General features: G+C 69.2%; 15 protein-coding genes. 12 read left to right on the top strand and 3 right to left on the bottom strand.

The window, feature by feature from the left end; translation table 11 throughout:
• Window positions 1–451: 451 nt before the first annotated feature.
• Complete coding sequence (locus tag G569_RS0117885; protein WP_028064418.1) at window positions 452–1,144, bottom strand: TetR/AcrR family transcriptional regulator; 693 nt, start codon at window positions 1,142–1,144, stop codon at window positions 452–454.
• 60 nt (window positions 1,145–1,204) lie between these two features.
• Between G569_RS0117885 and G569_RS0117880 the strand changes: the two genes are divergently transcribed.
• The 12 genes from G569_RS0117880 to G569_RS49415 all read left to right on the top strand — a co-directional run bounded on the left by G569_RS0117880 (window position 1,205) and on the right by G569_RS49415 (window position 16,733).
• Window positions 1,205–2,641 carry an MFS transporter gene (locus tag G569_RS0117880; protein WP_053226639.1) on the top strand — a complete coding sequence of 479 codons (1,437 nt, stop codon included), beginning with the start codon at window positions 1,205–1,207 and terminating at the stop codon, window positions 2,639–2,641.
• A 16-nt stretch (window positions 2,642–2,657) separates the two neighbouring features.
• On the top strand, window positions 2,658–3,896 hold the full coding sequence (locus G569_RS0117875; protein ID WP_028064416.1) for a PucR family transcriptional regulator: 1,239 nt from the start codon (window positions 2,658–2,660) through the stop codon (window positions 3,894–3,896).
• 150 nt (window positions 3,897–4,046) lie between these two features.
• On the top strand, window positions 4,047–5,642 hold the full coding sequence (locus G569_RS49450; protein ID WP_037497442.1) for an ABC transporter substrate-binding protein: 1,596 nt from the start codon (window positions 4,047–4,049) through the stop codon (window positions 5,640–5,642).
• A gap of 4 nt (window positions 5,643–5,646) precedes the next feature.
• The gene (locus G569_RS0117865; RefSeq protein WP_028064415.1) at window positions 5,647–6,672 is read left to right on the top strand and encodes an ABC transporter permease; all 1,026 of its coding nucleotides are present in this window, start codon (window positions 5,647–5,649) and stop codon (window positions 6,670–6,672) included.
• A 3-nt stretch (window positions 6,673–6,675) separates the two neighbouring features.
• Window positions 6,676–7,722 carry an ABC transporter permease gene (locus tag G569_RS49445; protein ID WP_064750389.1) on the top strand — a complete coding sequence of 349 codons (1,047 nt, stop codon included), beginning with the start codon at window positions 6,676–6,678 and terminating at the stop codon, window positions 7,720–7,722.
• Complete coding sequence (locus G569_RS49440) at window positions 7,719–8,741, top strand: ABC transporter ATP-binding protein (RefSeq protein WP_037497440.1); 1,023 nt, start codon at window positions 7,719–7,721, stop codon at window positions 8,739–8,741. The genes G569_RS49445 and G569_RS49440 overlap by 4 nt, the downstream gene beginning before the upstream one ends.
• A gap of 66 nt (window positions 8,742–8,807) precedes the next feature.
• Window positions 8,808–10,094: an ABC transporter ATP-binding protein gene (locus tag G569_RS49435; protein ID WP_053226549.1), complete on the top strand. Its 1,287-nt coding sequence runs from the start codon at window positions 8,808–8,810 to the stop codon at window positions 10,092–10,094.
• A gap of 103 nt (window positions 10,095–10,197) precedes the next feature.
• Window positions 10,198–12,579, top strand: coding sequence for a metallopeptidase domain-containing protein (locus G569_RS49430; protein WP_157592119.1), 2,382 nt, complete (start codon window positions 10,198–10,200; stop codon window positions 12,577–12,579).
• 134 nt (window positions 12,580–12,713) lie between these two features.
• Window positions 12,714–15,317 (top strand): peptidase M6, encoded by a 2,604-nt coding sequence (locus G569_RS58280; protein ID WP_157592118.1) that lies wholly within the window; start codon window positions 12,714–12,716, stop codon window positions 15,315–15,317.
• A 58-nt stretch (window positions 15,318–15,375) separates the two neighbouring features.
• Window positions 15,376–15,759: a hypothetical protein gene (locus G569_RS63825; protein WP_028064414.1), complete on the top strand. Its 384-nt coding sequence runs from the start codon at window positions 15,376–15,378 to the stop codon at window positions 15,757–15,759.
• Window positions 15,756–16,298 carry a TlpA family protein disulfide reductase gene (locus G569_RS58275; RefSeq protein WP_053226546.1) on the top strand — a complete coding sequence of 181 codons (543 nt, stop codon included), beginning with the start codon at window positions 15,756–15,758 and terminating at the stop codon, window positions 16,296–16,298. Before G569_RS63825 ends, G569_RS58275 begins: the two co-directional genes overlap by 4 nt.
• Window positions 16,299–16,319: 21 nt before the next feature.
• Window positions 16,320–16,733, top strand: coding sequence for a DUF6941 family protein (locus G569_RS49415; protein ID WP_157592117.1), 414 nt, complete (start codon window positions 16,320–16,322; stop codon window positions 16,731–16,733).
• A gap of 16 nt (window positions 16,734–16,749) precedes the next feature.
• Here G569_RS49415 and G569_RS0117820 read toward each other — a convergent pair whose 3' ends face one another.
• Window positions 16,750–18,159 carry a calcium-binding protein gene (locus G569_RS0117820; RefSeq protein WP_157592116.1) on the bottom strand — a complete coding sequence of 470 codons (1,410 nt, stop codon included), beginning with the start codon at window positions 18,157–18,159 and terminating at the stop codon, window positions 16,750–16,752.
• Window positions 18,160–18,237: 78 nt separating this feature from the next.
• A complete protein-coding gene (locus G569_RS49410) occupies window positions 18,238–20,694 on the bottom strand; it encodes a CocE/NonD family hydrolase (protein ID WP_053226544.1) in 2,457 nt (818 codons plus the stop codon).
• Window positions 20,695–20,862 lie beyond the last annotated feature (168 nt).

Raw genomic sequence — 20,862 nt, 5'->3', positions numbered from 1 at the left:
ATCGGGCGTTTGTTGGTGCGTCGGCCTGGTCGTGCGCTGAACACCTCTAAGCACTGAGGGAGGGGGTCGCTGCTGCGCCCCGGCCTGATCGGTCGTGCCGCCGCCCGCCGTGGCGCTTGGCCGTGCTGACTCGCCGCGCCGTGCAGGGAGACCGTCAAGTTACGGTCCACGGAGACCGTGCGAGATCGGTTGTGGTCGCTTTCGGCCATGGTGGCGCTTCTCGCCCGAAACCGCACGGTTCGAGTTGGCGCGCTCGTGGGGGTGTTCGACGTTCCGCCCCCGTACAGGGGCGAAACGTAGGCCACCCCCTTCGGAGTGCAGATGGACGTTCCTCAGGCCGATCACGGCAGCCGAGAGCGGATAGGGGTGTCCAGTACCACGATCTGTAACTGTCGGTCTCCCTTAGACCCGGCCACAAGACGCACCACACCGCCAGCCCACCGAGAACGGCCTACCCCCGCATCGTCTCGATCCCCCGGACCAGCGCGTCGAGCCCGAACTCGAAGCGCGCGTCCGGCTCGGCCTCCGACGTCAGCGGGACCGCCATCGCGACCACGTGCGGGAACCGGTCCGCGGGCAGCGAGGCGAAGTACTGCCGCAGCTCCGCGATGTACTGGTCGCTCATGCCCGGGTCGTCCTTGGCGCGGTAGAGGGACTCCTCGAACGCGGTGGCGTTCGCGTACAGGGGGAGGATGTCGACGGCGTAGGCGATGACTTGGTCGGGAAGGCCCGCGTCGCGCAGGACTCCCAGCAGTCCGTCGACCCAGCGCAGGGCGTTGGGGCCGGTGGGGACGTTGCCCAGAGCCGCCAACGCGAGGTCGCGGTGGGCGGCGAGCTCTGAGCGGATGCCTCGGATCGCGGCCTTGAGCTGCTCCTGCCAGGGGCCGGCCCCGATCTCGGCGATGGGGAGGTTGCCGGCGATCCGGTCGATCATCGCGGCGAGGAGCTCGTCCTTGCCCGCGAAGTGGGCGTACAAGGAGGACGGGCCGGTGCCGAGCTGGTCGGCGACGGCGCGCATGCTCAGGGAGTCGACGCCGCCTTCGTCCAACACGGCCATCGCGGCGTCGACGATCGCGTCCGGCGAGAGCGTCCGGCGCGGCGGACGCCGGGAGCGCATCCGGGGCGGCGTCGGGAGGTCGGACACGGGTGCCGCTCACATTACCACTTGACACGAACACGATTCGTGTCTAGAACAGTGATCGTCATGACGAACACTGTTCTGAACACCGTTCCCCAGCAAACCGCGCTGGGCCATCCGAAGCGCTGGCTGATCCTCGCGCTGATCCTCGCCGTCGAGTGCATGGACCTGCTCGACGGGACGATCGTCAACGTCGCCGCGCCGTCGATCCGCGCGGACCTCGACGCGTCGCTGTCCGCGCTGCAGTGGATCGCGGGCGGGTACGCGCTCACGTTCGCCATCGGCCTCGTCACCGGCGGGCGGCTGGGCGACATCTTCGGCCGCCGCCGGCTCTTCCTCCTCGGGCTGGCCGGATTCACCGCCGCGTCCGCGCTCTGCGGCGCCGCGCCCACGCCCGAGGCGTTGATCGCGCTGCGGCTCGTCCAGGGCGCCTTCGCCGCGATCATGATCCCGCAGGGCTTCGGCATCCTCCGCCAGGCGTTCGGGCCCGACGAGATCCAGAAGGCGTTCGGGCTCTTCGGCCCCGTGATCGGCCTCAGCGCCGTGCTCGGCCCGATCGTCGGCGGCGCGCTCACCGACGGCGACCTGTTCGGCCTCGGCTGGCGCGCGATCTTCCTCGTCAACGTCCCGATCGGGATCGCCGCGCTGGTCGGCAGCGCGAAGCTGCTGCCCGAGTCGCGCGCGGACGAGCGCCCCACGCTCGACCTCAAGGGCGCGGCGCTGATCACCCTCGCGATGGGCCTGCTCGTCTACCCGCTCATCCAGGGCCGCGAGGCCGGCTGGCCCGCGTGGACCTTCGTGTCGATCGCCGCCAGCGCGATCGCCCTCGCGGCATTCGTGATCCTCGAGCGCCGCCGCGAGTCACAAGGCGTCTCCCCGCTCGTCACGATGAGCCTGTTCCGCAAGCGCGCGTTCTCCGCCGGCCTCGCGAGCGCGCTCGTCTTCTTCGCCGGGATGATCGGGCTGATGCTGGCCTTCAGCCTCTACCTGCAGCTCGGCCAGGGCTTCAGCGCCATTCACACCGGCCTCACATTGATCCCGTGGTCGCTCGGCACCGCGATCGGCGCGGGCCTCGGCGCCGGCCTGCTCGGCCCGAAGTTCGGCCGCCCGACGCTGCACGCGGGCCTCGCGGTGATGCTCGTCGGCGTCCTCGGCCTGCTGGCGACCACCGACGACGGCGCGAGCTCCTGGGCGTTCGTCGGTCCCGAGCTGATCGCCGGCGTCGGGATGGGCGCGATGCTCGCGCCGCTGTTCGACTTCGTGCTGGCGGGCGTCGACGACGACGAGGTCGGCTCGGCCTCCGGCGTCCTGAACGCGATGCAGCAGCTCGGCGGCGCCCTCGGCATCGCCGTGATCGGCACGATCTTCTTCTCCATCGCGGCCAGCGGCGACTTCGTCGGCGCCTTCCACGGCACGCTGTGGATCGAGGCGGGTGTCCTCGTGGTGACAGCCGGATTGGTCGCACTTCTCCCGAAACGCGCCCGGGAGGGGCACGACCACTAGTAGGCTCCAGAGGTATATGCCGCCGCGCGATGACGAGGTCCAGGCCCTCGTCGAGCAGCTGAGCGCGGACCTCGACCGCTCGGTGCTCGTCGATGACGCCAGCCTCCGGCTGCTCGCGTACAGCCCCACGCTCGGCTCCGACGACGAGGTTCGCAAGACCGCGATCCTGACCCGCGAGACGCCGCGGGTCATCCGCGACCTGCACTTCTCCCAGGGCATCGCCACGGCCACCCAGCCCGTTCGGACCGCGAGCCGGCCGGACATCGGCCTGGAATCGCGCGTATGTGTACCGATCCGCTGTCAGGGGGCGCTGTTCGGCTACCTGTGGCTGATCGACGCCGACCAGTCGCTGACCGACAACGACTGCGCGGCGGCCGAGCGCACCGCGGCGGAGATCGGCACGGCGATGTATCGGCGCGACGAACTCGAGAAGCCGCAGCGGGAGCTCGAGGTGCGGTTGCTGGAGATGCTCCTGGGCGAGGACGCGGCGGCGCGCGACGCCGCCGCGCACGAGCTCGCGGTCGGCGACGTCCTGATCGCCGGCAGCGCCGTCGGCGTGCTCGCGATCCGCCGCGCGAACGAGCCGGACTCCGAGCTCGGCGCCGCTGAGCGCGCCCGCCTGGGGCTCGCGCTGGACCAGTTCCGGCGCACGCTGCCGCGCCGCCACGCGCTCTCTACCGTCCACGCCGACCACGGCATCCTGATCGCGGCGCTGACCGAGCGCGCGGGGATCGCCGACCTCGCCCGCCGCGCCCAGGACGCGCTCGACGCCGCGTTCGCCCACGACGGCCACGCGGTCATCGGCTACAGCGATCTGTGCGAGCACCTGCGCGACGCCCATCGCGCGCACGAGCACGCGCGGCTGGCGTTGCGGGTCGCAACGGCGCTCCCCGAGCATGGCTCACCTGCTGGTTGGGATGGTCTGGGTGCGTACCGGCTGCTCGCCCGCGCGGCCGATACGCCGCACGCGAAGGAGCTCATCCACCCGGGTCTGCCGAAGCTGTTCGCGCTGCAGTCCAAGGAGTCGCTGGTGCAGACGCTCGAGGCCTATCTCGACAACGGCTGCGACACGAAACTCACGGCAGAGGCGCTGTTCCTGCACCGCGCGAGCCTCTACTACCGATTGCAGCGCATCGAAGCGATCACGTCGACCTCACTCAAGAGCGGCGCGGACCGGCTCGCACTGCACTCCGGCCTCAAACTGGCGCGCCTGGTGGGCATACATCCGGCGCTGAGACGAACCAACACCGACTAGTCATCGTTGCGACGCTGGTCTAGGCTGCCGCGTCGCGGTTTCCGTCATATGCATGCCGGACCGCGGGCCGCCCGTCCATAGAGTTGTGGGCGAGGTGGAGGTCGAACCCGTGCCCATTGGAGGGGGGCGGAAGATATGCACGCACGACGAATGGCCGTATTCGGCTGCACGGCGTTGCTCGCCATCGGCGCAGCAGCATGTGGCAGCTCGAACGACGACAAGGGCGGTAGCACCGACAGCGGTGGAACCACCACCGAGGCCCCGAAGGGCAATGCGGATACCGTCATCCTCGGCACGACCGACAAGGTCGTCTCGCTGGACCCGGCCGGGGCGTATGACCTCGGCTCGCAGCAGCTGATCGGCAACATGTATCAGAACCTCCTGTCGGTCCCCGCCGGCGGGAACAAGCCTGAGCCTGATGCCGCGGAGAGCTGCGAGTTCAGCGATCCCAAGACGTACGTCTGCAAGCTCAAGTCGGACCTGAAGTTCTCGAGCGGCGACCCGCTGACGTCCGAGGACGTCAAGTTCTCGCTCGACCGCCAGCTGAAGATCGCGGACCCGAGCGGTCCGTCCTCGCTGCTGGCCTCCCTGAAGGACGTCGAGGCGACCGACCCGACGACGGTGACGATGCACCTGAAGAAGGCCGACGGCACGTGGCCCTTCATCCTCACGCACAACGTGGCGGCGATCGTCCCGAGCAAGATCTATCCGCCTGACGCGAAGCAGCCGGATGACAAGGCGGTCGGTTCGGGCCCGTACAAGCTCGACAAGTACACGCCCAACCAGCAGGCCGTGTTCTCCCCGAACCCGAACTACAACGGGCCGAACAAGGCGCAGACCCCGAACTTCATCGTCCAGTACTTCGAGCAGGCCTCGGCCCTCAAGCTGGCGATCGAGCAGGGTGACGTCGACGTCGCCTACCGCAGCCTCTCCCCGACCGACCTCGAAGCCCTCAAGGGCGAGGCCGACAAGGGCGTCAAGGTCGTGGACGGCGCCGGCACCGAGATCCGTTACATCACGTTCAACGTGAAGAAGAAGCCGGTCGACAACGTCGCCGTGCGCAAGGCCATCGCCCAGGTCATCGACCGTCAGGCGATCGCGACCAACGTCTACAAGGACACGGTCAAGCCGCTGTACTCGACGGTCCCGGCGGCGCTGCCGGGCGCCAAGGAGTCCTTCAAGGACGCCTTCGGCGATCCGGATCCCGCCAAGGCCAAGTCCATCCTCGAGGAGGCCGGCGTCTCGACCCCGGTCCAGCTCGACGGCTGGTACACCCCGACCCACTACGGCCCGGTGGAGGTCGACCTCTGGAACGAGCTGAAGCGTCAGCTCGAGGCCAGCGGCCTGTTCAAGGTCAACATCGACTCGACCGAGTGGGACCAGTACAAGGACGAGGCGTTCGCCAAGCACACGTACTACTTCTATGGGCTCGGCTGGTTCCCGGATTACCCGGACGGCGACAACTACCTCGCGCCGTTCATGCGCGACGGTGGGTTCTTCCAGAACGGCTACTCGTCCAAGGAGGTCAACGACGCGCTCGACAAGGAGCTGTCCTCCGACGACGAGACCGAGCGCACCGAGGCGTTCGGCGTGGTTCAGGACGCCGAGGCCAAGGACGTTCCGCTGATCCCGCTGTGGGAAGGCAAGCAGATCGCAGCCATCCGGGATGGCGTCGAGGGCGTCGAGAAGACGTTCGATCCGGCGTTCCAGTTCCGCTTCTGGCTCGTCACCAAGAAGGAGTCCTAGTCGGATGAGCCGGGCCGGATCGCTCCGGGGCTATGTCCTAGTCCGGATCGCGCTGATGATCCCCATGATCTGGGTCCTCCTGACCGTGGTGTTCCTCATGATGCGCGTCGCCCCGGGCGATCCGATCTCGGCGACCCTGGGGGGCAAGCTCTCGCCTGATGAGCTTGCCCGCCGCCAGGCCGCGCTCGGGTTCGATCGCCCGTTGCTGGTGCAGTACCTCGACTACATGTGGGATGCCGTCCGCCTGAAGTTCGGCGTGACGATCACCGACGGACAGTCGATCGGGTCGATCATCGTCGAGAACGGCGGGGCGACCCTGACGCTGACGGTCGCCGCCCTGATGGTGGCGCTGATCATCGGCCTCCCGCTGGGCCTGATCGCGGGCCGCTACCGGGAGACCGTCCCGGACGCGTTCATCCGCATCTTCGCGATCCTCGGCTACGCCGCGCCGCCCTTCTTCGTCGGCCTGCTGGCGCAGTTGTTGTTCGCCAAGAACCTCGACTGGCTACCAGCATCCAAGATGGCCTCGCCACTCGTGCAGGCCACGTCGGTCGAGCACACCCACATCCTGATCGTCGACCTCGCCATAGAAGGCAACTGGGACGGGGTCGTGGATGTCCTCAAACACTTGATATTGCCCGCGCTGACGCTGGGGCTCCTGGTCACCGGCGTGTTCATCCGTCTCGTACGGGTCAACGTCGGGCAGGCACTCGGCGGTGACTACGTGGAAGCCGCGCGCGCCCGAGGCGTGCCGGAGCGGCGCGTCGTCTCGCGCCACGCGTTCCGCAACGCGCTGATCCCGGTCGTCACGGTGATGGGCCTGCAGGCCGCGCTGCTGCTCGGCGGCGCCGTGCTGACCGAGCAGACCTTCAGTTGGCCAGGGCTCGGCAGCCGGCTGCTGCAGTACCTCAACAACCGCGATTACATCGGGGTGCAGGGCCTGATCACCTTCTTCGCGTTGATCGTCGTCGTGATCTCGTTGATCATCGACATCGTCAACGCCCTCATCGATCCGCGGGTGAGGTACTAGGTCATGGCCGCCACCACCACGGTCACCGGGTCCGACGACAAGGCCCCGGTCGTCCAGCCGCCCCGCAAGGGGAACATCTTCACGAAGATCGCCGCGCCGTACCGTCAGTCGCACGGCGTCCAGCGGTTCATGCTCGTCACCGGCACGATCGTCTCGATCGGGCTGATCCTGCTGGCGATCTTCGCGTCGCACATCGCGCCGTACAGCTACGACACCTTCAAGGACGCCGCGGGCGAGTTCCCGCGCCAGGGCCCGCCGACCGACCGCAACCACTGGGGCACCACCGTGGGCGGTCTGGACGTCATGTCGCGCGCGCTGCTCGGCGCCCGCACGGCGGTCGAGGTCGTCGTCCTCGCCGTCACCTTCTCGGTGCTGATCGGCGTGCCGCTCGGCCTGGTCTCCGGCTTCGTCGGCGGCTGGCTGGACCGCATCCTGGTCCTGATCATGGACGCGCTGTTCGCGTTCCCGTACCTGCTGCTGGCGATCGTCGCGGCCTTCCTGCTCAAGGACACGATCGACTCCGGCATCGTGGTCACCGCGATCGCGATCACCGTGGTCTACGTGCCGCAGTACTTCAGAGTCGTCCGAGCATCCACCTTGAGCGCGCGAGAGGCCACGTACATCGAGGCGGCGCGGGCGATGGGCGCGCGGCCGTCCACGATCATCCGCAAGTACCTGTTCGGCAACGTCGTGCAGAGCGTCCCGGTGATCGGGACCCTGAACGCGGCCGACGCGATCCTGACGCTCGCCGGCCTCGGCTTCCTCGGGTTGGGCATCCAGCCCGACGAGGCGGCCGAGTGGGGCTACGACCTGCAGCGCGCGGTCGCCGATGCGGGCGCGGGCATCTGGTGGACCGCGCTGTACCCGGGTCTCGGCATCGTGATCGCCGTGACCGCCCTGACGCTGGTCGGCGAAGGGCTCAATGACGTGTTGAACCCGACGCTGCGCCGGCGCAACGTGAAGCGGCCGAACGTGGAACGCCGCGCGATCGGCTCGTCGGCCGTCGGACCGGCCTCGGCGCCGGATGTCGAAGAGGACGCTGGACGATGAAGGAACCTACGCTCTCCCTGCGCGACCTGCGCATCTGGTACGGCCACGAGCGCGGCGCCGTGCGCGCGGTCGACGGCGTCAGCCTCGACCTGCTGCCCGGCGAGACCGTCGGCCTCGTGGGCGAGTCCGGCTGCGGCAAGTCGACGCTCGGACGCGGCGTGCTCGGCCTGCTCCCCGAGGGTGCCGGCCACGCGGGTGAGGTCTCCTTCAAGGGCCAGAACATCCTCGACCTCAAGCCGAAGGAGCTGCAGGCCCTGCGCGGCCCGGAGCTCGGGATGATCTTCCAGGAGCCGATGACCCGGCTCAACCCGTTGATGAAGATCTCGGCGCACTTCGAAGAGGTGCTCAAGATCCACGAGCCGGAGATCGGTAAGAAGGAAGCCCGCAAGCGCGCGCTGGAGACCCTGCGCGGGATGGGCATCCCGCCCACGCGCTACCACCAGTACCCGCACGAGTTCTCCGGCGGCATGCGCCAGCGGATCATGATCGCGCTCGCGCTGGTGCTGCGGCCCGCGGTGGTCGTGGCCGACGAGCCGACGACCGCGCTCGACGTGCTGGTCGAGGCGCAGATCCTGCGGATCATCGCCGACCTGCGGCGCAATTTCGACACCGCGCTGCTGCTGATCACCCACAACCTCGGGATCGTGGCCGAGGCGTGCGACCGCGTCGCGGTGATGTACGCCGGCCGCGTCGTCGAGCAGGGCCCGGCCTACGACATCACGTCCAAGCCCGCGCACCCGTACTCGCGCGAGCTGCTGCGCTCGACGATCTCGCTCTCGACGACCGAGCTGCACTCGATCCCGGGCGCGCCGCCGAACCTCGTCACGCCGCCGCCCGCCTGCCGCTTCCACCCGCGCTGCCCGGACGCGATGCGCGTCTGCGCCACCGAGTGGCCGCCGACGATCGCCGTCGGCCCCGCGCGCCGGTCGGAGTGCTGGCTGCACGCCAAGGAGGACATCCCCGCGGGGTTCGAGGTCCCGCTCGAGCGTGAGGCCCTCGCCGCCTCGGAGGAAGCATGACGACGAGCCTGGCCCCCGACTCCGAGGGACACACCGTGCGGTTTCAGGCATTCCGGGGGTGCCGTGATGCCCACTGACGTGGCCACCAAGACGTTGATGGAGGTCCGCGACCTCCAGGTCCACTTCGCGCTGCACGAGAGCTTCAAGTCGCGCGTCACCGGTCGCGGCGGCCGCGCGGTCAAGGCGGTCGACGGGGTCTCGTTCGATCTCCGTGAGGGCGAGGTCCTCGGCCTGGTCGGCGAGTCCGGCTCGGGCAAGACGACGCTCGGTCGTGCGCTGCTCGGCCTCGTGCGCCCCACGGGCGGAAGCGTCAAGCTGCGCGGGGAGGAGCTCGCCGGGCTGCCCGAGCGCCAGCTGCGGCCCAAGCGCCGGCACCTGCAGATGGTCTTCCAGGACCCGCACGCCTCGCTGAACCCCGGCATGACCCTGGAGACCGCGCTCGCGCATCCCCTCCAGATCCACAAGCTGACCAAGGGCGACGCCGAGACCAAGGCGAAGGTGCGCGAGGTCCTGGACCTCGTCAACCTCTCTCCGGTCGACCAGTTCTCCTACCGCCTGCCGGGCGACCTCTCGGGCGGTCAGAAGCAGCGCGCCGCGATCGCGCGGGCGATCATCACGAGCCCGGACCTGGTGGTCGCGGACGAGCCGATCTCGATGCTCGACATGAGCGTCCGGGCGAAGATCCTCGACCTGATGATCGACCTCAAGAAGCGGCTCGGCCTGACGTACGTCTACGTCACCCACGACCTCGCGTCGGCCAAGTTCTTCTGCGATCGCGTCGCGATCATGTACCTCGGGCGGATCGTCGAGATCGGGACGGTCGAGCAGATCTTCAACGACCCCAAGCACCCGTACACGCAGGCGTTGATCCGGGCGATCCCGGAACCGGACCCCGACAAGGCGCTGCCGCGTGACCTGCCGCGCGGCGAGGTGCCCGACGCCGCCTCGCCGCCGCTGGGTTGCTCGTTCCATCCGCGCTGTTCGCAGGCCTTCGGGCCGTGCGGCTGGGAGACCCGCGACCTGCGAGCGATCCTCGACGAGCGCTGGACCAACGCCGGCGAGGAGGCCTACACGACCGAGCGCGGGCTGTTCGGCGACCTCGAGAAGCTCGAGATCGGCCACGAGGCCGTCGTGCCCGCGGGCTCGGGCCGCGACCCGGGCGAATTGGTGAAGATGCTCGAACAGATCCGCGCGGAGGAGCCCGACGAGCCGCTGTGGAAGGGCGTCGAGGAGATCAGCGCCGAGACGCATGGCGTGCGGGTCAAGTTCGTCCCGGGCATCGATCCGGAGCTCTACGAGACCGACGGCGCAATGGCCGCGTGTCTGCTCTACAAGCCTGACCTCCGACAGTAGTCGGACCGCTCCGCGTGAGACTTCTGCCGTCTGCCGCAAGACAGACCGGCAGAGGTCCGGAAGGCTTCTCATGAGAGAGACCGCAAACGCGGAGGGGCTCGTCATGAGGGTTGGATTGGGTGTCGTGCTGGCCGGCGCCGTATTGGCGCTGCCGGCTGGGGCATCGGCGGCGGACTTCCCGCCACCGATCGACAAGCAGGTCGTCACCGACCAGGACGACATGACGTGGGCGGATTACCGCGCCGTGCCGGGGACCAATTGGGCGGACCCCACGCTCGTGCCGTCGGTACGCAAGCTGAAGATCGCCGTGGTGGCGGTCGACTTCTCGGACCAGCCGTTCGTGATCACGCAGCCCAAGGGCTCCGATCCGTTCGGCAATCCGCAGATCGACCCGATCCCACGTGAGCAGGTCCCGAAGTTCTACGCCGACTTCAACGGCATCCCGAGCGCCCTCAACAACGGGCACACGGTCAACGAGTACTGGATGGAGCAGACGCACGGCCGGATCGGCATGAGCTTCACGCCGTACGGGCCGTACCGGATGCCGCGGCCGCTCTACGAGTACGGCCTCAACGAGTTCAACCAGCAGGGCGGCTGCCCCGCCGGGCACACCTGCAACGGCAATATGGACTCAGACGTCGACGCGCTCTGGCGCGCGGACCAGGGCGCGAACATCCGCTCGCAGTTCGACCTCGTCCTGCGCATCTACGCCGGCTACGACGAGACCACGGTCTGGCAGGAGTTCGGCGAGATGAAGTTCGAGACCAAGGAGGAGATCCCGGACGAGTGGGGCCCGCCGGACCCCTTGCTCCCGAACTGGGTCACCAATCGCTACGTGCCGTGGACGTCATGGCGCGCCGGCGCGCAGCAGTGGGGGCTCTCGTCGATCCGCCAGGGCGAGAGCTCGGGCACGATCACGCACGAGATCGTCCACACGTTCGGCCTGCCGGACAACAACAACAACCCGTACGTCACGCCGTATCACCGCGTCGGCTCCGGCCCGTGGGACATCCTCGACCGCGGCTCGTTCAACGGGCCGGGCGGCCCGCACAAGCGCTGGCTGGTCCCGGTCACGCAGGGCGGCGCGATGGAGGCGGGCATGACGCTCTGGACGCGCCTGAAGAACAGCTGGCTCAAGGAGGCCGACGTGCACCGCGTCACCCGCAGCGGGCTCCAGGCCTCCGGCGTCCAGGTCATGCGCGTCAAGGCGCGCACGGTCGAGCCGGGAACCGACGGAACGCTGGCGGGCATCAAGCTCGACCTCGACGGCGCGGCGCCGATCGACAAGACGCCCGCCTGCAACACCAACACGGAGCCGCTGTGCGCGGGGACCGGCTGGCAGTACTACACGCTCGAGACCGTGCAGCGGATCGGCGAGGACTCGATGACGCCCGACAGCGGCGTGCTGATCCAGAAGAACAAGAACAACTCGTCCAACGGCTGCGGCTACGGGTGCTTCTCGTGGACGATCGACGCGCACCCGGAGGACATCAACAAGGTCGACTTCCTGCGCCCGCGCACGAAGACGCCGGTGATGCGGACGGTCGGCGACTACCGCCAGCTCAACGACGCGCTGTTCCACGCGGGCACCGGGTCCGGCTCGCAGTACGAGTTCGAGGACACGCCCAACCGCCTGCACTTCTACGTGCTCGACGTGTCGCGCGACGCGACCGGCGTGCAGTCCTATGACGTCGCGATCCGCAACCTCGACGGCGCCGGACCGCACACCCGCGGCGTCACCGTCGGCGCGCCGACGGCGAACCTGAACGCGGGCGGCGTCAGCACCTGCACGTTCACGGTCAACAACACCGGCACGGCGGCCTCCGTCGCGCCGCCCGCGTCGCCGCTGGACGATCCGAACCCGTACATCGGCTCGGACGTCTACCGCCTGGAGGCGACCGGCTCGAACGGCGTCCAGGTGCACCTGACCAACGCGCTGGCCGCGATCAAGGCCGGGCAGTCGGCGCGGATCCCGGTCTACTTCCAGGGCGCGAACGGCTCCGTCTCCCTGCGGGCCACCTCGGAGAGCGACCCGTCGAAGTCCGCGGTGGGCGTGTGCGGCCAGAGCGACGTCGGCGGGACGGTGCCGGCGACGCTGGGGCTGACGCTGGGGACGGCGGCGAGCTTCGGCGCGTTCACGCCGGGCGCGACCAAGGACTACACCGCGAGCACGACCGCCAACGTGATCTCCACGGCGGGCGACGCGGCGCTGTCGGTCGGTGACGCGGGGACGAACCCGGGCCACCTGGTCAACGGGGCGTTCGCCCTGCCCGAGGTGCTGCAGGTGAAGGCCAAGACAGCCGCCAACCCGGGTGGGGCGTTCGCCGACGTCGGGGCGGCGACGCAGGTGCTGACCTGGAGCGCGCCCGCGTCCAACGACTCGGTGACGGTCGACTTCATGCAGCGCGTGAAGGCGGTCGACGCCCTGCGCACCGGCGCCTACGCCAAGACGCTGACGTTCACGCTCAGCACCACCACTCCGTAGGAGTTCTTCATCTGTGGTTCCGTCGCGGCTCATCTTGGGCCGCGGCGGCCTCAGACAGCGGTCGCCCGCGGCGCTCCGGACTTCTGGCACGTGACGGATGCGGAGCAATACCGACGGAACGTAGGTTTGACGGCATGGAGAGGTTCCGTCCCTGTCGCACGGCCGCGCTGGGTCTCGCGCTCGCTGCCGGCCTGGTGCTCCCCGCGGTTGGGTCTGCCGCGGTACCGCCGCTCGATCCTCAGCAGGTCCAGGATCAGCAGAACATGACGTATGAGGACTACAAGCCGATCCCGGGGGTCGACTGGGCCACCAACGGCGCGGTCCCGACGTCCAAGAAGGTCACGATCGCGCTCGTCGCGTTCGATTTCCCGGATCAGCCGTTCGTGATCACCCAGCCGAAGAAGAGCGACCCGTTCGGCAACCCGCAGATCGACCCGATCCCGCGGGCGGACGTGCCGAAGTTCTACGCGGACTTCTACAACACGCCGAGCGCGGTCAACCGCGGCCACACCATCAACGGCTACTGGATGGAGCAGTCCGGCGGCAAGGTCGGGATCACCGACATCAAGACGTACGGCCCGTACCGGATGCCGAAGAAGCTCTACCAGTACGGCCTCAACGACATCGGCCAGCAGGGCAAGCCCACCGGCAACGGGTGCCCGGCCTCGACGACGGTCACCGGCGCGCACACGACGACGCAGACGATCGCCGTCGCCGACTCCGGCTCGTTCTACGTGGGCGACATCATCACCTTCGGCACCGTCTCGCCGACCGGTACCAAGACGGTCACCGCGATCCCGGACGCGACCCACATCACGGTCAGCGTGCCGATCACGGTCGCGAACGGCGTCACCGTGCAGGACTGCGTGAACACCAACTTCAACTCGGACGCGACCGCGCTCTGGAACGCGGACACGGGCTGTGCCTCCACCAACTGCGGTCAGACCGTCCACCTGTTCGTCTACGCCGGCTACGACGAGACCTCGGTCTGGCAGGAGTTCGGCGAGATGATGTTCCAGAACAAGGAGGACATCCCGCGCGCGGTCTGGGGCAACCCCAACCCGAACAAGCCGAACTGGGTCGCTTCGCGCTACGTCGACTGGACGTCCTGGTTCGCGGGCGAGCAGCAGTGGGGCGAGTCCTCGATCCGCCAGGGCGAGAGCTCGGGCACGATCACGCACGAGATCTCGCACAACATCTTCTCGGTCGGCGACAACAACAACAATCCGTACGTCACGCCGTACCACCGCGTCGGCTCCGGGACGTGGGACATGATGGACCGCGGGTCCTTCAACGGCCCGGGCGGCCCGCACAACCGCTGGGAGGTGCCGGCGCAGTTCGGCGCCTCGATGGGCGCCGAGCACACGCTGCGCTCGAAGGTCGGCATGGGCTTCGTGCCCAACTCGCAGGTGCTGCGCGTCAACCGCAACGGGCTCGCGCAGTCCGGCCTCGCCGTGGCCGACGTGGTCGCCCGCGCGGTCAACGCCGAGCCGCAGCCGGCGGGCATCCGCTCCGGCATCCAGGTCTTCCTGGACGGCGCGGCCCCGGTCGACAAGGAGCCCGCGTGTGACGTCAACACCAACCCGCTCTGCGACGGCGGCGGTCCGAGCGGCGCGTGGACGAACTACTCGCTCGAGACGGTCCAGCGGATCGGCTACGGGTCCTTCGAGCCCGACAACGGCGTCCTGATCGCCAAGAACAAGGCGTGGGCGGCGGGCGCGAGCCGCGGCACCGAGGGCTCGCAGTGCGGCTACAACTGCTTCACCTGGGTCGAGGACGCGCATCCCGCCGACATGAACCAGGTCGACTACTACAAGCCCGACGGCACGCCGATCATGCGCACGGTCGCCGACTACCGGCAGCTCAACGACGCGCTCTTCCACGCGGGCACGAACTCGGGCTCGTCGGCGGAGTACGTCGACGCCGCGAACAACCTGCGCTTCTACGTGATCGACAAGTACACGGACGCGCGCGGCATTCTGCACTACAAGGTCGGCGTCCAGAACCCGACGGGCGCCGGGCCGCAGAAGCGCGGCGTGGCGGTGGCCACGACATCGGGTGACGCCCTGAACACGTGCACGTTCAAGCTGACCAACACCGGCGCTGCCGCCGACACCGATCCCGCCCTGCACCCGCAGGACGAGCGGGCGTCGCTGGACAACGACATCTACCGGTTGAGCGCGTCCGCCTCGGGCGCGGGTTGGTCGGCGGAGCTGCGCAACGCGCTGGCGACGGCGAAGTTCGGCGACTCGGTCGACGTCCCGGTCTACATCTCGCACGCCGCGGGCGCGGAGCCGGGCAACACGGTCACGCTGACGGCGACGTCGGTCTCCGATCCGTCCAAGACCGCCACGGCGACGTGCGCGTCGACCTCCTCGGACGGCAACGTGGGCGGCTCCGTGCCGGCCACGCTGTCCCTGACGCTCGGCGCTCCGGCCTCGTTCGGCGCCTTCCAGCCGGGCGTGGCGAAGGACTACGCCGCGTCCACGACGGCGACCGTCACCTCGACGGCCGGCGACGCGACGCTGACGTCGTCCGATCCCGGCCACCTGACCAACGGCGCGTTCTCCCTGCCCGAGGCCCTGCGGGTCGAGTTCTCGAAGTCCACCTGGAACGGGCCGGCGTCGAATGACTCCTCGACGATCACGTTCCGCCAGCACATCGGCGCGTCGGACGCGCTGCGCACCGGTGCGTACAGCAAGACCCTCACGTTCACACTCGCGACGACGACTCCCTAAGAGTTCGTTGAAGAATGGTCGGACCGGAATTCTTCGACGGGCTCTGTACCCCGTCGTCGTGATCGCCGCCGCCGCAGCGCTCTCCAGCTGCGGCGGCGGCGCCTCCGGCCCCACGGTCGCGATCATCGCCCCGGACACGGTCCTGCGGGCGCTGGGCGAGGCCTGCTCGGGCGGCGAGCCGTACCTCTACGCCCACGCGACCGCCGCGTGGCGCGTGGAGGACGCGTCGTCGGGCAAGGTCATCTCCAAGGGCGACCTGCCCGAGGGGAAGGCGATCGCCGCCTTCAACCATGATCCAGGGGTGCCGCGCGTGCCGACGTTCTGCCGCTTCGAGGTGCACGCCAACATCAAGGCGGGCGCGAAGTACCGGCTCATCCTGCCCGAAGGTCCCCCGCGGCCGTTCGCGCTCGAGCGCGGCCGCGCGACGGTGGTGCTGGATTGAGGCGGCTCGCTCTGGCCCTGCTGGTGCTGCTGGCCGCTTGCGGCGGCTCGGCGGCGCATGACGGCGGCCGCGACACGCTGCCGGGTGCGCTCCCGGACGGGGTGACGTTCGCGCCCGCCACCTCGACCGCCGCGGCGCCGCCGTTCTCGCTGTCGCTGCTCGACGGCACGCGGGTGGACGCGGCGGCGCTGTGGAAGCAGCGCCCGGTCGTGGTGTTCTTCTTCGCGTCCTGGTGCAGTCGCTGCGCGACCCAGCAGAAGGCGCTCGCGCCGCTTGCGTCCAAGTACCGCGACGTCGTGACGTTCGTCGGCGTCGGCGGGCAGGACAAGGCGCCGGCGGTGAAGTCGTGGCTGGACGCCCACGACGTCACGTATCCCGTGGGGATCGACGGCGGGATGGACACCTGGCGGCGCTACGCCATCCGCACCCCGCCGGCGGTGATCCTGATCGCGCCGGGCGGCAAGCTCGAGCGCGGCTGGCCGGGCGGCGTGACCGAGGACGTCCTCGGCGGCGAGCTCGCGCGTCTGGTCAAGCGCTGACCCTGCGATCCTCTCCTCGCAATGCGAGTGACTTTGATGCTGGCCGATTCGGCGCAGGTGGCCGACGGCAAGCTGTACATCCTCGGCGGCGGGTGGAGCATCACCGGCCCGCCCGCCCCGTCCGCGATCGCCCTGCTGGTCGAGGTCCCGTGGGACCAGACGAACCGCCGGCTCGAATGGTCGCTGGAGCTCGTCGACTCCGACGGCTACCCGGTGATGACCGGTGACGGCGAAGGCGGCGAGAACGCGATCCTGATGGGCGGGGAGTTCGAGGTCGGCCGCCCGCCCGGCACCCCGCACGGCACCCCGATCGGCTTGCCGCTGGCATTGAACCTCAGCCCGCTTCCGCTCGAGTCGGGCAAGCGCTACGAGTGGCGCTTCACGATCGACGGCGAGTCGCGCGACGACTGGCGGCTGGCGTTCAGCACGCGCTGAACGCCAGCGGGTTCGGCTATCGCGCGAAGGCGGAGAGCAGGCCGTCGCGCGGGTAGCGGGTCAGGGTGCGCCAGGTCGCGGGGAGCTGGCCGGGGTCCTGGCCGGCGGCGAAGCGTCCGGTCTCGCTGGGCGAGTTGCCGGTCCCGCCGTCGTGGTTGGCGATGCGCAGCGCGCCGCCGGTCCCCATCACCGCGATCCAATACGGCAGCCCGGCGGCGAGGGCGGTGGGCGCGACGCTGACCTCGTTCCAGGCGTCGGGCGTGGGGGCGGCCAGCTCGCCGGTGGTGAGCAGCTGGCCCGGGTGGCCGTTGTTGTCGGCGTAGACGCCGATCACCAGCCGGGAGGCGGTGGTGCCGGCGGCGACGCGCAGGCTGACGTGGTCGACGGTGGCCGCTGTGGACGCGATCGCGCGGTAGGCCTCGGGGAGGCCGGGGTCGAGCGTGCTGACGCCGGGCCCGATCTCGTCCGAGCCGAGCACGTCGGCGAGGCCGGCCGTCAGGTCCACCTGGTGGCCGACGAGCCGCTCCGCGGCGGCGTTCGCCGCGTCGATGCGCGGGAGTTGCGGCGACGGCCCCGCGAACCGCTCTTCGCAGCTCGCGGCGACGACGTCGTCGGGGTCCGCCCACACGGTGTCGAAGCCGGTGCCGCAGGTGACCTCGTCGGGATCCCCGCCGCCGGAGACGTCGATCTGATCGTTGTCGGTGCCGGAGTCGATCTTGCTGACCTGCCTGTAGTCGCGGATCACGTCGTCGCCGGCGCCCGTGGTGATCGTGGCCCGGCTGGAGGTGCCGCGCAGGAACTTGACCGTGTCGTCTCCGGCACCGCCCGAGATGGTCGTGGCGAGACCGCCGTAGAGGATGGTGTCGTTGCCACCGTCGCCGTTGATCGTCGAGACGGCGTTGGTCGAGATCAGCACGTCGTCGTCGGGGCCGCCGTCGAGCTTGCCCTGCGTCGCCTCGTAGCCGTAGATCCGATCGTCGCCGGAGCCGCCGTCGCCCAGCACACCCCCGCCGGAGGCGAGCGTGATGGTGTCGTTTCCAGGCCCTCCGTACCCGGCTCCGTCGGTCGAGCCGCCGGCGTGGAAGTCGTCGTCACCGGCGTCGCCGTACACGATCCCGTAACTCAGCGTTGCCGAGTCGACGTACGCCTTGTCGTCGCCGTTGCCGAGGTGGGCATCGCCGCCGGTGTACATGCAAGTGACCGGCCCGATGCCCGAGCAACCGGGCCCGGCCGTGAGCGGCGAGAGGTAGTCGAACCATCCCCAGGCGCCGCCGGGCAGCCTCGTCAGCAGGACGGCGTTGACCTCTCCCGAGGCCGCTTGGAACGCTGGCTGTCCAGAGACCGACTGGACAACGCCCGCCGAAGCGGTGGCGACCGGCACGAGACCCAGCGTGAGCAGCGCGATGGCTGCATGCGTACTCCTCATCGTGTGGGGAGCATATGTTTGATCAAGGAATCCTCGCTACTGGACCTTCGGTGAGGTCCAGTAGCGAGTGCCGATCCCTTACGGCGAGGTCGTGCTCAGCGTGAAGGTGAGCGTCTTGGAGTAGGCGCCGGTGCGGAGCGCATCGGTCGCCTTGATCAGCTGCTTGAACGTGATCGCGACCGCGTCGTTGGAGACGGGCGCGGTCCAGGCCGACTTGCTGAAGCTCACCTGGAGCGGCTCGGGGAGCGCGAAGGCCCCGTTCATCAGGCGGCCGGGGTCGGCGACCTTCAGCGCCGCGTCGCCCGCCGTCGAGATGACGTTGGCGCTGGTGGCCGCGGTGTACTCCTTCTGCACGCCCGCGGTGAACGCGCCGAACGTGGCCGGCGCGCCGAGCGTCAGGGCCAGGGTCGCCGGGACCGAGGCGCCGACGGCGAGCGTCCCGCGGACCGTGACCGTGAACGACTTGGTCGACGTGTTGCCGTTGGCGTCGGAGGCGGTGCAGGTGACGATCGTCTGACCGACGTGGAACGTCGTGCCGGACGCCGGCGTGCAGCTGATGTCCGGCGACGGGTCCTCGTTGTCGGTGACGGCCGGCGTGGCGTAGGTGACGGTCGTCGTCGGGCTCGCGGAGTCCACGGTGATGTCCGGGGCGGCGCCGATCTCCGGCGCGACCGTCTCGGGCACGAACGCTCCGGCGGCGACCGCCGCGTCGTAGCCGCCGACGATCGGCAGCGAGACCTTGCTCAGCTTCGTGTCGAGCGTGATGTCGGTCTGCGTCATGCCGTTGGTCGATCCGTAGGCGGAGAAGTTCGCGCCGATGACGATCCCGATCCGGTGGCCGGCCGCGAACGTGTAGTCCTCGGGCAGCTCCGGGAACGTGAAGCGGTACTTGGAGCCGATCGTGACCGGCTCGGCGACCCGCAGCGAGTTGCGGTTGGAGGAATCCATCATGCCCTTGGTGACGCGCCACTGGGTGACGGTCTGCTGCGGCTTGGTGGTCTCGATGAAGCACGGCGTGTCGTCGGGCACGGACTCGCCCCAGCAACTGCGGACGACCGGGTTGGAGTTGGCGACGCCGTCGCCGTTGCGGTTCGTCTGCGTCGAGTTGCCGTAGTCGACGATCAGCGCGGTCAGGTTCGACTGGGTCTTGCTCAGCGACGCCTGCAGGTCGATGATCGCGGTGCCGGACATCCGCAGCGGCTGCTTGAGCGGCGCCGAGATGAACGACTTCTTGTTCGTCTGCCCGTTGGTCAGGCTGAGCATGTTGTTCTCGCTCAGGTTCGCGTCGCGGAAGGTGAGGCTGTCCGTCGCGCCGCCGGACGCGCCGCCGAGCTCGCCGTTGGTGGTGGCGGTCGTGCCGCGCAGGAAGACGTCGGTCATCTTCGTGCCCGGGATCGGCCAGTCGGCGTAGCTCTTCCAGTTGTCGCGGGACTCCTCGATGTCCACCGCGGGCTCGCTCATGATCCCGTTCTGGACACCCTGGAGCCAGTAGTCGAACCAGCGGTGGATCGTGTCCACCCACACGGCGCGGCGGCCGTCGAATGGATCGACGTGGCCCTGGCGAAGGATCCACAGCTTGCGCGGGACGTTGCGCTCCTTCAGCCCGTACCACCACTTGGAGAAGTGGTCGGCGCGGACGTTCTCGTCCTGGACGCCGTGGGTGATGAAGACGCTCGCCTTGACCTTGTCGAGGTCCTTCAGGTAGTCGCGGACCGCCCAGAAGTCGCTGTAGTCGCCGGTCGCGTCGCCGTCATTGGCACTCAGCTCATTGCGCACCGGCAGGCAGTAGTCGCGGCGCTCCGGGTTGGTGACGGTGCTCGAGAGGCTCGCCAGATAGTGGTTGCCGCGCTGGATGACGCCGTTGGTGCGCGTGTAGTCGTAGTAGGAGGCGATCGCGGAGATCGGGACGATCGTGGTCAGTCCCTCGACGCCGGACGCCGCGACGGCGTTGGCCAGCGTGCCGTCATAGGACTTGCCGATCAGGCCGGTCTTGCCGTTGTGCCACGGCGCCTTGACCTCCACCCCGTTCTTGTCGACGCCCTTGGTCCGCCCGTTGAGCCAGTCGATCACGACCTTCGCGCTCAAGTTGTCGGGCTCGTCGTGGACGGTCGGACAGCCGGTCGAGTTGTTGGTCCCGATCATGTCCATGAGGATCACGGCGTAGCCGCGCGGGACGAACCAGTTGTCGTAGAACAGCGGCCACAGGTCGAGCAGGCCGTCGTTGTCGTAGTCGCGCTTGAGCTGGGACTCGTTGCCGCGCCCGAGCGTCGAGTAGTACGGGCTCGGATCCATGATCACCGGCGCCTTCAGGCCCTCGTTCGTGGCCTTGGGACGCTTGACGTCGATGGCGATGATGTCCTTGACGTTGTTCTTGTCCGAGTCATAGGGCGACTCGATGAACACGCGCTCGCGGATCGCGTCCGCGTACCCGAAGACGGGCTGTGTCTTCCCGCCCGTCGTGTCGATGACCGGCGGTGCCTGGGCGTGCGCGCTCGACGTCCATGCGCAGGCTGCAACGACCGCGGCGAGGCCCACTCGCCGGACTGACCGTGATCTCATTCCCCGTCCCTCCTGGAGTTCTCATGAGAAGTCTGCTCGGGCGGTCGATCGCGGTCAATCGCGCGTGTGAGAGTTCCGGCAGTCAACGCAAGCGCGTGCGGGCAACCCTCGACAATTGGCGGTAGGTGGCTCGTGTGACCGTCC

Source organism: Solirubrobacter soli DSM 22325 (assembly GCF_000423665.1).
Taxonomy (GTDB): domain Bacteria; phylum Actinomycetota; class Thermoleophilia; order Solirubrobacterales; family Solirubrobacteraceae; genus Solirubrobacter; species Solirubrobacter soli.
This window is presented reverse-complemented; position numbering and strand designations above follow the sequence as displayed.

Coding starts and splice junctions, on each gene's coding strand:
- G569_RS0117880 (WP_053226639.1), top strand. CDS start 1,205: ATGACGAACACTGTTCTGAACACCGTTCCCCAGCAAACCGCGCTGGGC.
- G569_RS0117875 (WP_028064416.1), top strand. CDS start 2,658: ATGCCGCCGCGCGATGACGAGGTCCAGGCCCTCGTCGAGCAGCTGAGC.
- G569_RS49450 (WP_037497442.1), top strand. CDS start 4,047: ATGGCCGTATTCGGCTGCACGGCGTTGCTCGCCATCGGCGCAGCAGCA.
- G569_RS0117865 (WP_028064415.1), top strand. CDS start 5,647: ATGAGCCGGGCCGGATCGCTCCGGGGCTATGTCCTAGTCCGGATCGCG.
- G569_RS49445 (WP_064750389.1), top strand. CDS start 6,676: ATGGCCGCCACCACCACGGTCACCGGGTCCGACGACAAGGCCCCGGTC.
- G569_RS49440 (WP_037497440.1), top strand. CDS start 7,719: ATGAAGGAACCTACGCTCTCCCTGCGCGACCTGCGCATCTGGTACGGC.
- G569_RS49435 (WP_053226549.1), top strand. CDS start 8,808: ATGCCCACTGACGTGGCCACCAAGACGTTGATGGAGGTCCGCGACCTC.
- G569_RS49430 (WP_157592119.1), top strand. CDS start 10,198: ATGAGGGTTGGATTGGGTGTCGTGCTGGCCGGCGCCGTATTGGCGCTG.
- G569_RS58280 (WP_157592118.1), top strand. CDS start 12,714: ATGGAGAGGTTCCGTCCCTGTCGCACGGCCGCGCTGGGTCTCGCGCTC.
- G569_RS49415 (WP_157592117.1), top strand. CDS start 16,320: ATGCGAGTGACTTTGATGCTGGCCGATTCGGCGCAGGTGGCCGACGGC.
- G569_RS0117820 (WP_157592116.1), bottom strand. CDS start 18,159: ATGAGGAGTACGCATGCAGCCATCGCGCTGCTCACGCTGGGTCTCGTG.